Origin of the sequence: Streptomyces sp. NBC_01198 (genome assembly GCF_036010485.1) — a bacterium.
Lineage (GTDB): Bacteria > Actinomycetota > Actinomycetes > Streptomycetales > Streptomycetaceae > Actinacidiphila.
In genome coordinates, this window is sequence record NZ_CP108568.1 from 6995686 (window position 1) to 7010456 (window position 14771).

The following is a 14771-nucleotide window of genomic DNA, read 5'->3' on the forward strand; positions in this document are numbered from 1 at the left end:
GCCCCCGCGCCGCCCACCGAAGCGCAGCCGTTGGCGTGAAAACGTCCCCCGAGCGGCCGCTGCGGCGGGCGGCGCGCGCGTGCGGGGCGGAGGGTGGCGGTGGAGGCGGCCGTCCGGGCGCCCACGACGGGCGAGGTGGCCATGGCTGGTGCGGTGCGCGGTCCCATGACGCGGTCGCTGGGCGTGCTGAGCGCGGCGAGCCTGCTGCTGGCACTCACCGCGTGCTCCGACTCGGACTCCGGCGGGTCAGGATCGACGACGAGCGCGTCACCGCCGGCGTCCTCACCCGCCACGGGCGGCGGTGCCGCGCGCATCGACATCAAGAACTTCGCCTTCGACCCCGCGACGCTCACCGTGAAGCCGGGCACCGTGGTGACCGTCACCAACAGCGACTCGACCCCCCACACGGTGACCGCGAGCGGCGCGAAGGCGTTCGACACCGGCGACATCGCGGCCGGCCGGACGGTGACCTTCACCGTGCCCGCGAAGGCCGGGACCTACCCGTACACCTGCACGATCCACCCCTTCATGAAGGGCACCCTGACCGTCGGCTGACGCCGTGACCATGACCGACGACGACGCGAAGGAGCCGTCATGCAGATGCGTACGGCGGTCTGGACTGTCCGGGTGCTTGCCGCGGCGGGACTCGGGGTCGACGCCTACGTGCACGCCGACCTCGCCCCGCGGTACGACGTGGTGACCGCCACCTTCGGCCAGGGCGACCTCTTCCGCGCCGAGGCCGCGCTCTCGGCGCTCGCCGCGCTGCTGATCCTGGTCTGGCGCCGCTTCGTCAGCGACGCCTTCGGCTGGCTGGTCGCCGCGGGCGGCTTCGCGCTGCTCGTCGTCTACCGCTACGTCAACGTGGGCGACTTCGGGCCGCTGCCCAACATGTACGAACCGATCTGGTACACCGAGAAGAAGGTCGTCGCCGTCGCCCAGCTGGTGACGGTCGTCACCGCGGCCGTCCTCATGGCCGTGGACCTGCGGGAGCACCACCGGCGGCGGCACCTGAGCTGACGCGGCGGCTCAGGCGGGGGCCAGCGAGCCGCCGTGCAGCACCAGCAGCCCCACGGCGGTCACCGCCATCGCGAGCGTGGCCAGGAACGGCAGCCGGCTGCCCGCGCGGGCGCCCTGCGACGTCGCGGCGGTGGTCGCCGCCGCGAGCCCCGCGGTCACCAGCAGCGCGGCCCAGCCGGCCCGCCCGACCGGCCCCGGCGGCCCGACCACCAGCACCGCGGACGCGGCGAGCAGCGGCAGCGGGGCCAGGACGCGGGTACGCCGCGGGCCCAGCCGCTGCGGCAGGCCGCGCACGCCCGCGGCCAGGTCCGCGTCGATGTCCGGCAGCACATTGGTGAAGTGGGCGCCCACGCCGAGCAGGGCGCCCGCGGCCATGGCCCAGCCGGGCGGCCACGGGCGGCCGGGCAGACCCAGCGTGACGAACGCCGGGAGCAGCCCGAACGCCAGCGCGTACGGCACCCAGGAGGCCGCTGTGCGCTTCACCCCGAGGTTGTACGCCCAGGCCGCCGCCACGCCGGTGAGATGGGCCGCCCCGGCCGAGCGCCCCGCGGCCAGCGACAGCACGACGCACGCGGTGAGCGCGCTGACCGCGGCCGCCGCGACCGCGCCACCGCCCGCCGTCCCCGCGGCCAGCGGCTTGTCCGTGCGGCCCGCCGCGGTGTCCCGGCCGGCGTCCACCAGGTCATTGCACCAGCCGATCGACAACTGCCCGCACAACACGGCTGCGCCGAGCACCGCGCACGCGGCGGGACTACGCCCGGACGCGGCGGCGAGCGCGGTCACCAGCACGGTGACCGCGACGGTGGGCTCGGGATGACACGCCCTCACCACGCCGCGACCTCTCACACCCCCCACGCTAGGCCCACCCCCATGCCCGCACATCCCCCACCCGAGTGACGGCAGCCACCCCCTCAGCGCCACGAGCAACGCCGCACCAAGCCACGACAGCAAGTGCCACTCCCTGAGGGCCGCAAGCAACGCCGCACTAGGCCACGACGCCGGGAAGGCGACACGACCACCGCAAGTGGCACGACCTGAGGGCCGCGAGGAACGGCGCGCGCAACCACGACGCGGGGAAGGCAGCAAGGCCACGGCAAGTGGCACCCCCTCCCCCCGGGGGGGGCGACCCGGGGATCGGGCCAAGCGACGCCCGGCGACACACCGGCACAACCCCGGAGGGAATAGCTCATGTCGTACATATGATGCGTCAATGACGCGAATCGGCGGCGTGCATGCGGTGCTTCCGCCGTATCGGTACGAGCAGCACGAGATCACCGAGGCACTCGCAGGGCTGGGGGCGGCCTCCCCGGTGGCGCGCGGGGTGCTGGAGCGGGTGCACGCCGCCTCCGCCGTGCGCACGCGCCGGCTCGCGCTGCCCCTGGAGCGCTACGCGACACTGCACGGCTTCGGCGAGGCCAACGACTGCTTCATCGCGGCCGCCCAGGACCTGGGCGAGGAGGCGATCACCGGCGCGCTGGCCGCGGCCGGCGTGCGGTCCGACGAGGTGGACCTGGTCATCTTCACCTCGGTCACCGGCATCGCCGCACCCTCCATCGAGGCGAGGATCGCCGGCCGGCTCGGGCTGCGGCCCGACGTGAAGCGGGTCCCGGTGTTCGGCCTGGGGTGCGTGGCCGGGGCCGCGGGTCTGGCGCGGCTGCACGACTACCTGGAGGCCCGCCCGCAGGGCGTCGCCGTCCTGCTCTCGGTGGAGCTGTGCTCGCTGACGCTGCAGCGCGACGACAGCTCGACGGCCAACGTCGTGGCCGGCTCGCTGTTCGGCGACGGCGCCGCCGCGGTCGTGGCGGTCGGCCGGGACCGCGCCGCGGCGGGGCCCGAGGTGGTGGCGACCCGCAGCCGGCTGTATCCGCAGACCGAGCACCTTCTGGGCTGGGACATCGGCGACAACGGCTTCCGTATCGTGCTGGGCAGCGACCTGCCCGACCTGGTCCGCAGCCATCTCGGCCCCGAGGTAAGGGAGTTCCTGGCCGACCACGATCTCAAGCCGCAGGACGTGACCGGCTGGGTGTGCCACCCGGGCGGCCCGAAGGTGCTGGAGGCGGTGCGCGAGACGCTGCAACTGCCGGCCAGGGCGCTGGAGGCGACCTGGCGTTCGCTCGCCGAGGTCGGCAACCTCTCGTCCGCCTCGGTGCTGCACATCCTGCGCGACACGCTGGCCGCCGACCCCCCGTTGCCGGGCAGCCCGGGGCTGCTGATGGCCATGGGCCCCGGCTTCTGTTCCGAACTCGTCCTCCTGCGCTGGTAGGTGCCCTCTGATGCCTCCTTACACCCTGCTTGTCCTGCTGGTCGCCTTCGAGCGGCTCATCGAGCTGAACACCGCCCGCCGCAACGCCGCCTGGAGCTACGAACGCGGCGGCACGGAGCACGGTGGCGGCCACTATCCGGTGATGGTGCTGCTGCACACCGGGCTGCTGGCCGGCTGCCTGGCCGAAGTGCACTACGGGCAGCGGCCGTTCGTGGCGGCGCTGGGCTGGCCGATGCTCGCGCTCGTGGTGGCCGCGATGCTGCTGCGCTGGTGGTGCGTCGCCGTGCTCGGCCCGCGCTGGAACACCCGGGTGATCGTCGTTCCCGGGCTGCCGCTGGTGGACCGCGGTCCGTACCGGCTGATGCGGCATCCCAACTACCTGGCGGTGGTGGTGGAGGGCGCGGCCCTGCCGCTGGCGCACGGGGCGTGGATCACCGCGCTGTGCTTCACCGCGGCCAACGCCAAGCTGCTGTCGGTGCGCCTGCGCTGCGAGAAGGCCGCGCTCGGCGTGGCGGCCGCGTGATCGACCTGCTGGTCGCGGGCGGCGGTCCCGCCGGGCTCGCCACCGCGATCCGCGCCGCCAGGGCCGGGCTCGACGTGGTGGTCGTGGAGCCGCGCCCCGGGCCGGTCGACAAGGCCTGCGGCGAGGGACTGATGCCCTCCGCCGTCCGCTCGCTGGCAGCGCTCGGCGTCACCCTCGGGGGCTCGCCGCTGCATGGCATCCGTTACGTCGACGAGCGGTACCGGGCGGAGGCCCGCTTCCGGGCAGGACCCGGGCGCGGGGTCAGGCGTACCGAACTGCATGCCGCGCTCGCCGCCACCGCGGCCGAACTGGGCGTGCCGGTGCTGCCGTTGCGGGTCGACGGTCTCCGGCAGGACGGCGGGACGGTCACCGCGGCCGGGATCACCGCCCGCTATCTGGCCGCGGCGGACGGCCTGCACTCGCCGATCAGGCGCGGGCTGCGGCTCGGCGCCGGACCCGATCCGCGGCCGGCCCGCTACGGGCTGCGCCGGCACTTCGCCGTCCCGCCGTGGACCGACTGCGTCGAGGTGCACTGGTCGCCGCGTGCCGAGGCGTACGTCACCCCGCTCGGGCCGCAGCTGGTGGGCGTCGCCGTGCTGACCGGTGACCGGGCGCCCTTCGCCGGCCAACTGGCTGCCTTCCCACGGCTGCTGGAGCGGCTGTCCGCCGACGCGGTGACGCCCGCGCGCGGGGCGGGCCCGATGCGGCAGCGGGTCCGTACCCGGGTGGCCGGCCGGGTGCTGCTGGTCGGCGACGCCGCCGGCTACGTCGACGCGCTGACCGGCGAGGGCATCGCGGTCGCGCTGGCCGCGGCCGAGCAGCTGGTGCGCTGCGTGCTGGCCGACCGGCCGCAGGACTACGAGCGCGCGTGGCGGCAGGCCTCGCGCGACTACCGGCTGCTCACCGGCTCGCTGCTGTGGCTGCGCAGCCGCCCGTGGTCCGCCCGCCGTATCGTCCCGGCGGCGGCCCGCTGTCCCGCGCTCTTCGCCGCCGCGGTCGACCGGCTCTCCTGACCGCGGCGGAGGTCAGCTCGTGGGTCCGTAGCGGAACCAGTCGTAGTCGGCGTGGCCGCTGCCGCCCGCCGGTCCCGTCGCGTACGGGCCGAGGTAGACACCGGTGAAGCCGCCGGCGACCTGGCTGCTGAGGAAGCGGCCGTCGACGGTGCCCAGGTCCCGCGAGCCCGCGGGGGACTGGCTGCACGAGAAGGTGTAGTCCTGCCCGGTGGCCCGCACTCCGAGCCGCAACGGCCCCGGCTGGACGGGCAGTTCGGCGCGTACCGTGTCGGCGCACGCGTCGCGCGCGGTCAGCCGGGCGACGGTGCCGCCGTCCTCGGCCGTCGTCACCAGCAGCGTGATGTGGGCCCCGGGGGACTGCAGCACCGCCAGGCCCGCGGCCTCGCCGGGCGCGCCGGGGGTGAAGTCGAGGGCGGTCTCCGCGGCGAAGTCGATGTGCTGCTGGCGGCGTCCCACGAAGGCCTGGGTGCTCTGCTCGGACAGCGTCCGCGGCAGCAGCCGCAGCCGCAGGTGGCCGGGCCGCTCGCTCAGGCTGTACGCCTCCGTCGCCGGGCCGCGCAGCAGATTCCAGCCGGCGCCCAGCTCGGTGGCGTCGAAGTGGTCCACCGGGTCGGCCGCCGGCCAGGGGTGGGCGGGCAGCGCGACCTGCGTGTGCGCGGTCAGCCGCCCCTCGCCGGGGTTGAGGACCGGCCAGCCCTGCTCCCACTCCACCCGGGCCAGATGGGTCTCGCGGCCCAGGTTGGCGTGCCGGCCGCCGTACATCCGGGAGGCCAGCAGCAGCGCGTACCAGTCGCCGCCGGGCGTCTCCACCAGGTCGGCGTGCCCGACGCCGGAGACCGGGTGGCCGAGCCCCAGGTGCCGGTGGGTGAGCACCGGATTGCCCGGGTGGTTCTCGTACGGCCCGGTGACCTGCCGGCTGCGGGCCACGGTGACCGCGTGCCCGTGCTCGGTGCCGCCCTCGGCGAGCAGCAGCACGTACCAGCCGTCGTGCCGGTAGAGGTGCGGCCCCTCCGCCCAGCGGGCGTCGAGCAGCGCGCCGCGGAAGAGCACCCGGTCGGGGCCGGTCAGCGCGCCGGTCGCCAGGTCGAAGCCGCGCATCCAGATCTCGGTGCGGCCACCGGTGCCCGGCAGCTCCCGGGCGCCGAGCAGATACGCCGAGCCGTCGTCGTCGAAGAACAGCGACGGGTCGAAGCCGGGAGCCTCGGGCAGCCACACCGGGTCCGACCAGTCGCCGGCCGGATCGTCCGCGGAGAGCAGGAAGTTGCCTGCGGTGCCGAGCCCGTCGACCAGGGTGCACACCAGGTGGAAGCGCCCCGCGGTGTGGCGGAGCGTGGGCGCGTAGAGGCCGCCGTCCGCGCGCACCCCGCCGAGGTCCAGTTGCCCGGCGCGGTCCACGGCGTGGCCGATCGGCCGCCAGTGGGCCAGGTCCCTGCTGTGGTGCAGCGGGATGCCGGGGAAGTAGGCGAAGGAGGAGGAGGCGAGGAAGTAGTCCTGCCCCACCCGGCACACCGAGGGGTCGGGGAAGCAGCCGGGCAGCACGGGATTGTTCGCGGTGACGGTCATCTGTCGTGCGTGTCCTTGGGTGAGGTGACGCGTCGGATCGGCGCCGCTGCCCGGGCGCGCGGCCCGGTCCGGCGCGCTGCGAGCGGTGCGCGGCGCAGCGAGTCACCCGACCTTTCGAAACTTGCGCCCTTCATCCGGAAGTTTCGAGAGACGTTAGAAGCGCCGGGCGGCCGCGTCAACCCTGCCCGCGCACGGTGGCGGAAAGGTGCGCCGCCGCCACCGCCGGGCGGGCGCGCTGCCTATGCTGGGAGCCCACTGCGACAGGAGGCACCGGTGGCGTCAGACCGCGCAGGCCGGGTCACGATCGCCGACATCGCCCGGGCAGCCGGGGTGTCACTGCCGACGGTCTCCCGGGTGCTCAACGGGCGCAGCGACGTGGCGGCCGCGACCCGCAGCCGCATCGAGGATCTGCTGGCCGAGCACGGCTACCGGCGCAGAGCGGCCGGCACCGCGAACCGGGCCAACCTGATCGACCTGGTGTTCAACGACCTCGACAGCCCCTGGGCGGTGGAGATCCTGCGCGGCGTGGAGAAGGTCGCCCATGCCGCGGGGGTCGGCGCGGTGGTCTCCGCCGTGCACCACCAGGCGGCGTCCGCGCAGCAGTGGCTGATCGGGGTGCGGTCGCGCAACTCCGACGGGGCGATCCTGGTCACCTCCGAGCCCGCCCCGCAGCTGAACGCCGAACTGCGCAGGCTGGGCATGCCGCTGGTGGTCATCGACCCGGCGGGGGTGCCCACCTTCGACATCCCGACGATCGGCGCGACCAACTGGGCCGGCGGCCGCAGCGCGGTGCTGCACCTGCTCTCGCTCGGGCACCGCAGGATCGGCACGATCACCGGGCCGCCCGCGCTGCTGTGCAGCCGGGCCAGGCTGGACGGCTACCGCGCCGCCCTGGAGTCGGCCGGCATCGAGGTGGACGACGACCTGGTGCGGGTGGGGGACTTCTCGCACGAGTCCGGCTTCACCCTGGGCTCGGCGCTGCTCGGCGGCGCGCACCCGCCGACCGCGGTCTTCGCCGCCAGCGACCAGATGGCGCTGGGCGTGTACGAGGCGGCCAGGCAGTTCGGCCTGCGGGTGCCCGACGACCTGAGCGTCGTCGGTTTCGACGACCTGCCGCAGGCCCGCTGGTCCCCGCCGCCGCTGACCACAGTGCGGCAGCCGCTCGCCGAAATGGGCGCCGCGGCTGCCGACATGCTGCTCCAGCTCGTCCAGGGCCAGACCCCCGACGTCCTGCGGGTGGAGCTGTCCACCAGCCTCGTGGTCCGGGACAGCTCCGCCGCTCCGCCTCAGTCCGAGGCGGGTACCCGGCCGGCCGGCTCCGGCTCGGCGGTGGGCAGGAAGCGCCCGACGAAGATCTTGTAGATCGCGCCGCCGATCAGACCGCCGGCGAACGGCCCGAAGACCGGCACCCAGAAGTAGAGATTGCCCCATTGATCTCGCCAGGCCGTGTGGTAGCCGGTGATGTAGCTGGCCAGCCGGGGGCCGAGGTCACGGGCCGGGTTGATGGCGTAGCCGGCGTTGGCGCCGTAGGCCATGCCGATCGCCACCACGATCAGGCCGACGATGAAGGCGCCCAGGTTGGCGCCGGGCGGGGTGTTGAGCACGTCGGTGACCGCCAGGACCAGCATCAGCAGGATCGCGGTGCCGATCACCTGGTCGCGGAAGGCACCCCACTCGTGCACCCCGGCGGTCAGCGAGCCGTTGCCTGGCAAGGTGGCGAAGACCGTCTGCGTCTTGATGGTGTGGCCCGGGTCGGCGTGGCCCAGGATCTCGGTGTAGTTCCACCGCACGATCAGCGCGGCGACGAAGGCCCCGAGGAACTGGGCGATCCAGTAGGGCACCACCTTCTGCCAGGAGAAGCCCTTGAAGGTCGCCAGCGTCAGCGTCACTGCGGGATTGAGGTGGGCACCGCTGAGTCTGGCGGCGACGTAGACGCCCAGGGTGACGCCCAGGCCCCAGGCCCAGGAGATGGAGTCGTGGTCGCCGAGACCGCCCTTGGGGTCGGTCAGGGCACCGCCCGCGACCACCTGGGCCACTACGCCGACGCCGATCAGGATCAGGATCATCGTGCCGGCGAATTCCGCCGCCATCTCCCCGATCAGCGCCGAGCCCCGTGCACGTTTCGCCATGGCTACCGCTTCCCGCCGGCCGTCACGGCCGGCTGTGGCTCGTTCGGTTCTGCACCGTCTCGGTATGTGACTGCTGCACCACCGAAACACGAGCCGCCGCCCGCGGCGCGCGGGGTTAGGCCGTCCGCCGGACCCCGGATACGCGCCCCGTCGTCGGAGTCCCGACGGGCACGGGATATCTTGATATCAAGCAATGTTCGCAATGCTGGAAACTGGAGCGGAGTAACCGGTGGCTGACTCGACCATCATCTATACGCACACCGACGAGGCGCCGGCCCTGGCGACGTATTCGTTCCTGCCGGTGATCGAGGCCTACGCCTCGACGGCCGGCGTCACGGTCGAGAGCCGTGACATCTCGCTGGCCGGCCGGATCATCGCCGCCTTCCCCGACTACCTGGAGGAGGGCCAGCGGATCGACGACGCGCTGGCCGAGCTGGGCCGGCTGGCCGGCACCCCCGGCGCGAACATCATCAAGCTGCCGAACGTCTCGGCGTCGATCCCGCAGCTCAAGGCGGCCGTCGCCGAGCTCCAGCAGCAGGGCTACGCGCTGCCCGACTACCCGGACGACGCGAAGAGCGACCAGGACCGCGACGTGCGCGCCCGCTACGACCGGATCAAGGGCAGCGCCGTCAACCCGGTGCTCCGCGAGGGCAACTCCGACCGTCGCGCCCCCGCGTCGGTGAAGAACTACGCCAAGGCACACCCGCACCGGATGGGCGCCTGGACCCCCGAGTCGAGGACCAACGTCGCCACGATGGGCGCCGACGACTTCCGGAGCACCGAGAAGTCCGTGGTCATCGCCGCCGACGGCACCCTGCGCATCGAGCTGGCCGGCGACGACGGCACCACCACCGTGCTGCGCGAGTCGGTGCCGGTGCTGGCCGGCGAGGTCGTCGACGCCTCGGTGATGCGGGTCGCCGCGCTCCGGGAGTTCCTCACCGCCCAGGTCGCCAGGGCCAAGGCGGAGGGCGTGCTGTTCTCGGTGCACCTCAAGGCCACGATGATGAAGGTCTCCGACCCGATCATCTTCGGCCACGTGGTCCGCGCCTTCTTCCCGCGGACCTTCGCCGAGCACGGCGCCGCGCTCGCCGCGGCCGGCCTGACCCCGAACGACGGCCTCGGCGGCATCCTCAAGGGCCTGGAGTCGCTGCCCGACGGCGCCACGATCAAGGCGTCCTTCGACGCGGAGCTGGCCGAGGGCCCCGAGCTGGCGATGGTCGACTCCGACCGCGGCGTCACCAACCTGCACGTGCCCAGCGACGTCATCGTGGACGCCTCGATGCCGGCCATGATCCGCACCTCCGGCCACATGTGGGGCCCGGACGGCCAGGAGGCCGACACCCTCGCGGTGATCCCGGACAGCAGCTACTCCGGCGTCTACCAGGTCGTCATCGAGGACTGCCGCGCGCACGGCGCCTTCGATCCGGCGACCATGGGCTCGGTCCCCAACGTCGGGCTGATGGCGCAGGCCGCCGAGGAGTACGGCAGCCACGACAAGACCTTCGAGATCCCGGTCACCGGCACCGTCCGGGTGGTCGACGCCGCGGGTGACGCCGTCCTGGAACAGGTCGTCAGCGCCGGCGACGTCTTCCGGATGTGCCAGACCAAGGACGTCCCGATCCGCGACTGGGTCAAGCTCGCCGTCACGCGTGCCCGCGCCACCGGCAGCCCCGCGGTCTTCTGGCTGGACGAGAGCCGCGCGCACGACGCCAACCTGATCGCCAAGGTCGCCCGCTACCTGCCCGAGCACGACACCGACGGGCTGCAGATCGAGATCATGACGCCGCAGGCCGCGACCGCCTTCTCGCTGGAGCGGATCCGCCGCGGCGAGGACACCATCTCGGTCACCGGCAACGTGCTGCGCGACTACCTGACCGACCTCTTCCCGATCCTGGAGCTCGGCACCAGCGCCAAGATGCTCTCGGTGGTCCCGCTGATCAACGGCGGCGGCCTGTTCGAGACCGGCGCGGGCGGCTCGGCGCCCAAGCACGTGCAGCAGCTGGTCAAGGAGAACTACCTGCGCTGGGACAGCCTCGGCGAGTTCTTCGCACTGGCCGCCAGCTTCGAGCACCTGGCCACCTCCACCGGCAACGCGCGGGCGCAGATCCTCGCCGACACCCTGGACCGCGCCACCGGCACCTTCCTCAACGAGGACCGGTCGCCCAGCCGCCGGCTCGGCGGCATCGACAACCGCGGCAGCCACTTCTACCTCGCGCTGTACTGGGCGCAGGAGCTCGCGGCGCAGACCGACGACGAGGCGCTCGCGGCGGCCTTCGGCGCGCTCGCCAAGACGCTCGCCGAGCAGCAGGAGACCATCGTTACCGAATTGATCGCTGTGCAGGGATCGCCGGTGGACATCGGCGGCTACTACCAGCCCGACCCCGCCAAGGCGGCCGCCGTGATGCGCCCGTCGGAGACGTTCAACCAGGCCATCGCCATGATTGCCTGATCGAACGCCCGCCGCGGCCACTCCGCGGCACCCCCGTCACCCCGGCCCGATCGTCACTGTGCCGGGGTGACGGCGTCTCACGGAGTGATCGCTCCGATGATTTACTTCTTGACGCGCGGGCCGCGACCCGAGTTGACTCACCCGCACTTGGGCCGCGTCGTGGCGGCCCTCTCAGGGGAGGCACCGCCGCAATGAACGCGATATCGCGCCGTATTGTCGTGGGAAGCGCAGTGATCACTCTGGCGCTGACCATGGCCGCGTGTGGCAAGGCCGGGGACAAGTCGTCGGACAACAAAAAGGACAAGACCATCGGCCTCCTGCTGCCCGACACGGTGACGGCACGGTACGAGAAGTTCGACAGGCCGCTGATCACCAGCAAGATCAAGGAGCTGTGTTCGGACTGCACCGTGCAGTACGACAACGCAGCCGGTGACGCCGCCAAGCAGGCGCAGCAGGTCAGCAGCATGATCGCCCGGGGCGTCAAGGTGCTGATCCTGGACGCGCAGGACGCGGTGGGCATCAAGTCCTCCGTCCAGGCCGCGGTCGACAAGGGCATCAAGGTCGTCGCCTACGACCGGCTGGCCCAGGGCCCGGTCTCGGCGTATGTCTCCTACGACAACGAGAAGGTCGGCGAACTCCAGGGCCAGGCGCTGCTGGACGCCATGGGTTCCTCCGCCACCCCGCAGACCAAGATCGTGATGATCAACGGCGACGAGGCCGACCCCAACGCGGCGGAGTTCAAGGCCGGGGCGCACAAGGTCCTGGACGGCAAGGTCGCCATCGCCTATGAGCAGTCCGGCCAGTGGAAGGACACCGTCGCCAACCAGAAGGTGCAGGCGGCGATCACCTCGGTCGGCAAGGCCAACATCAAGGGCGTCTACTCGGCCAACGACACGATGGCCGGCGGTATCGCGACCGCGCTCAAGGCCAACAACATGTCGTCGGTCCCGCTGACCGGCCAGGACGCAGACCTCACGGCGATCCAGCGGATCCTGCTCGGCACCCAGAGCTCCACCGTCTACAAGGCGGCCAAGCCCGAGGCCGAGAACACCGCGCAGATCGCGGTGGACCTGCTGGAGGGCAAGGACTTCAAGTCCGTCGCCGACACCACCAAGGAGAGCGGCTCGAAGGACCAGGTGCCCTCCAAGCTGCTCGACGCGGTCTCGGTGACGAAGGCCAACATCAAGGACACGGTGATCGCCGACGGCACGTACACCGTCGGCCAGGTCTGCACCGCGGACTTCGCCAAGGCCTGCGAAGCGGCCGGCATCAAGTAGGCCGCGACCGGGCCGGCCCTCCAGCGGCCGGCCCGGTGCTCGCGACCGGGGGACCAGAGCGGGAGGAACGCGCTTCGGCGCGGGAATCCCGCTCATCTTCTTGACGGCTCGCCATGACCCCTTGAAACTGCCTTACGGATCCGGGGTATCCCCTATCCGCAGATTGAGAGCGTTTTCAATCGGCTGAATCCAAGGGTCATGGCCAGCTGTGGCCCGAAATGTGCAGTGCTGAGCGCGATTCCACCCCCACACCCGCGCTGACCTGGCGTTCACTGCGTGAAGCCAGGGAAAGGACTCCACTCATGCGCAGAACCTTCCCCCCAGGCCGGTCCGGGCACCGGCCACGCATCCACCGGCGGCCCGTCGCCCTGCTCGCCGCCTTCGTGCTGGCTCTCGCCGGGCTGCTGGGCCTGATCGGCACCATCGGCAGCGCGTCGGCCGCCACCGACTACACCCAGAGCGTGAGCGAGCCGAGCAGCACCCAGGCCAGGCTCACCTTCACCCCGACCACCCCCGCCACCTACGTGATCGTCCACTACAAGGTGGGCAGCGGCGGCCAGTTGAACGTCCAGATGGCGGCGGCCGGCAGCAGCTGGACGTACACCGTCTCGCCGATCCCGGCCGGCACGGTGCTGACGTACTCGTTCACCTACACCAAGAACGGGCCGCAGTACGACACCCCGCAGTTCACGTACACCCAGGGCAGCGGCGGCAGCACCAGCACCGGCACGAGCACCGGGACCAGCACCGGGACGACCACCGGCAGCACCGGTGGCACCACCCCGCCGCCCGGGAACTGCCCCACGCAGTCGGACACCCCGAACTTCGGTTCCAACGTCCACATCTTCGACCCGTCCATGGGCAACGCCGCCATCCAGGCGCAGCTGGACGCGCAGTTCAACCAGATGAAGGACACCAACTCCGCGCAGTTCAGCGAGAACCGGGTCGCCGACCTGTACAAGCCCGGCACGTACAACGTGACGGACAACGTCGGCTTCTACACCTCGGTGGCCGGCCTCGGCCAGAACCCGGACGACGTCACCATCAACGGCGACGTCACCGTTGACGCCTTCAACGCCTCCGACGCGGGCAACGCCACCCAGAACTTCTGGCGCAGCGCGGAGAACCTGGCGATCAACCCGTCGAGCGGCACCGACCGCTGGGCGGTCGCGCAGGCCGCGCCGTTCCGCCGCATCGACGTGCACGGCGGGCTGGCGCTCTACCCGGCCAGCTACGGCTACGCCAGCGGCGGCTACATCGCCGACACCAAGGTCAGCGGCCAGGCCGCCTCCGTGTCGCAGCAGCAGTGGTACACCCGGGACAGCAACCTGGGCAGCTGGGCGGGCGGCGTGTGGAACATGGTCTTCTCCGGGGTGAACGGCGCTCCCGGCAACACCTTCCCCAACCCGCCGGAGACCACCCTCGGCACCACCCCGGTCTCCCGTGACGTGCCCTACCTCTACCTCGACGGCTCCGGCAAGTACCGGGTCTTCCTGCCCTCGCTGCGCACCAACGCCTCGGGACCGAGCTGGGCGAGCGGCAGCACCCCCGGCAGCTCGCTGCCGATGAGCCAGTTCTACGTGGTCAAGGCGGGCGACACCGCCGCGACCATCAACAACGCGCTGGCCGCCGGCTGCAATCTCTTCGTCACCCCGGGCGTCTACCACCTCAACCAGACGCTCAACGTGACCAAGGCCGACACCGTGGTGCTCGGCATCGGCTACCCGACCTTCGTCCCGGACAACGGCGTCACGGCCATGCAGGTCGCCGACGTCAACGGAGTGCGGCTCAAGGGCCTGCTGTTCGACGCGGGCACCACCAACTCGCCCTCCCTGCTGACGGTCGGGCCCTCCGGCTCCTCCGCCAGCCACGCCACCGACCCGACCACCATCCAGGACGTCTTCTTCCGGATCGGCGGCGAGCGCGCGGGCAAGGCCACCAACAGCCTGATCGTGAACAGCAACAACACGATCATCGACCACATCTGGGCCTGGCGAGCCGACCACGGCCTCAGCGGCACCGTCGGCTGGGGCACGAACACCGCCGACACCGGCCTGACCGTCAACGGCAACAACGTGCTGGCCACCGGGCTGTTCGTCGAGCACTACCAGAAGTACGAGGTGGTGTGGAACGGCCAGGGCGGCAGGACGATCTTCTTCCAGAACGAGAACCCCTACGACCCGCCCAACCAGGCGGCCTGGAAGAACCCGTCCGGCCAGAACGGCTACGCGGCCTACAAGGTGGGGACCGGCGTCACCACCCACGAGGCCTGGGGGCTGGGCAGTTACTGCTACTTCAACGTCAATCCGGCGGTGAACAACTACCACGCCTTCGAGGTGCCCAACGCCTCCGGCGTGCGGTTCCACTCCGTACTGACCGTCTCGCTCGGCGGCGTGGGCACCATCAGCCACGTCATCAACGACACCGGTGCGGTCACCGCGTCCAACACCACTCCGAGCAACGTCGTCAACTTCCCGTGATCCGGGGCTGACGCGGGGCGGTCCGGCAGGTCCGGCCCGACCCCGGCCCGAACTGGC

General features: G+C 72.1%; 12 protein-coding genes. 9 read left to right on the forward strand and 3 right to left on the reverse strand.

The window, feature by feature from the left end:
- The first annotated feature begins 165 nt into the window (after positions 1 to 165).
- Together OG702_RS31060 and OG702_RS31065 are read left to right on the forward strand one after the other, a co-directional pair.
- Positions 166 to 555 (forward strand): cupredoxin domain-containing protein, encoded by a 390-nt coding sequence (locus OG702_RS31060; protein WP_327292259.1) that lies wholly within the window; start codon positions 166 to 168, stop codon positions 553 to 555.
- Positions 556 to 594: 39 nt separating this feature from the next.
- On the forward strand, positions 595 to 1017 hold the full coding sequence (locus OG702_RS31065; protein ID WP_327292260.1) for a hypothetical protein: 423 nt from the start codon (positions 595 to 597) through the stop codon (positions 1015 to 1017).
- Positions 1018 to 1026: 9 nt separating this feature from the next.
- On the opposite strand, the gene OG702_RS31070 is transcribed toward OG702_RS31065, so the two are convergent.
- The gene (locus OG702_RS31070) at positions 1027 to 1863 is read right to left on the reverse strand and encodes a UbiA family prenyltransferase (protein ID WP_327292261.1); all 837 of its coding nucleotides are present in this window, start codon (positions 1861 to 1863) and stop codon (positions 1027 to 1029) included.
- Between the two features lie 364 nt (positions 1864 to 2227).
- Here OG702_RS31070 and OG702_RS31075 point away from each other — a divergent pair, with 364 nt between their 5' ends.
- The 3 genes from OG702_RS31075 to OG702_RS31085 are packed head-to-tail and all read left to right on the forward strand — an operon-like array spanning position 2228 to position 4816.
- Positions 2228 to 3280: a type III polyketide synthase gene (locus OG702_RS31075; RefSeq protein WP_327292262.1), complete on the forward strand. Its 1053-nt coding sequence runs from the start codon at positions 2228 to 2230 to the stop codon at positions 3278 to 3280.
- A 10-nt stretch (positions 3281 to 3290) separates the two neighbouring features.
- Positions 3291 to 3803: an isoprenylcysteine carboxyl methyltransferase family protein gene (locus tag OG702_RS31080; RefSeq protein ID WP_327292264.1), complete on the forward strand. Its 513-nt coding sequence runs from the start codon at positions 3291 to 3293 to the stop codon at positions 3801 to 3803.
- On the forward strand, positions 3800 to 4816 hold the full coding sequence (locus OG702_RS31085) for an NAD(P)/FAD-dependent oxidoreductase (protein WP_327292265.1): 1017 nt from the start codon (positions 3800 to 3802) through the stop codon (positions 4814 to 4816). The genes OG702_RS31080 and OG702_RS31085 overlap by 4 nt, the downstream gene beginning before the upstream one ends.
- A gap of 12 nt (positions 4817 to 4828) precedes the next feature.
- Here OG702_RS31085 and OG702_RS31090 read toward each other — a convergent pair whose 3' ends face one another.
- A complete protein-coding gene (locus tag OG702_RS31090) occupies positions 4829 to 6379 on the reverse strand; it encodes a glycoside hydrolase family 43 protein (protein WP_327292266.1) in 1551 nt (516 codons plus the stop codon).
- Positions 6380 to 6652: 273 nt separating this feature from the next.
- On the opposite strand from OG702_RS31090, the gene OG702_RS31095 reads away from it, so the two are divergent.
- Positions 6653 to 7741 carry a LacI family DNA-binding transcriptional regulator gene (locus OG702_RS31095; RefSeq protein WP_327292267.1) on the forward strand — a complete coding sequence of 363 codons (1089 nt, stop codon included), beginning with the start codon at positions 6653 to 6655 and terminating at the stop codon, positions 7739 to 7741.
- Here the strand turns inward: OG702_RS31095 and OG702_RS31100 are convergent.
- Positions 7666 to 8508, reverse strand: a complete 843-nt coding sequence (locus OG702_RS31100) for an MIP/aquaporin family protein (protein ID WP_327292268.1) — start codon at positions 8506 to 8508, stop codon at positions 7666 to 7668. The two genes, OG702_RS31095 and OG702_RS31100, sit on opposite strands and share 76 nt — an antisense overlap.
- A gap of 229 nt (positions 8509 to 8737) precedes the next feature.
- On the opposite strand from OG702_RS31100, the gene OG702_RS31105 reads away from it, so the two are divergent.
- From OG702_RS31105 to OG702_RS31115, 3 genes are all read left to right on the forward strand, one after another.
- Positions 8738 to 10957, forward strand: coding sequence for an NADP-dependent isocitrate dehydrogenase (locus OG702_RS31105; RefSeq protein WP_327292269.1), 2220 nt, complete (start codon positions 8738 to 8740; stop codon positions 10955 to 10957).
- Between the two features lie 191 nt (positions 10958 to 11148).
- Positions 11149 to 12234, forward strand: a complete 1086-nt coding sequence (locus OG702_RS31110; protein ID WP_327292270.1) for a sugar ABC transporter substrate-binding protein — start codon at positions 11149 to 11151, stop codon at positions 12232 to 12234.
- A gap of 302 nt (positions 12235 to 12536) precedes the next feature.
- Entirely contained in the window at positions 12537 to 14714 is a 2178-nt protein-coding gene (locus OG702_RS31115; protein WP_327292271.1) for a hypothetical protein, read from the forward strand.
- The last annotated feature ends 57 nt before the right edge of the window (positions 14715 to 14771 follow it).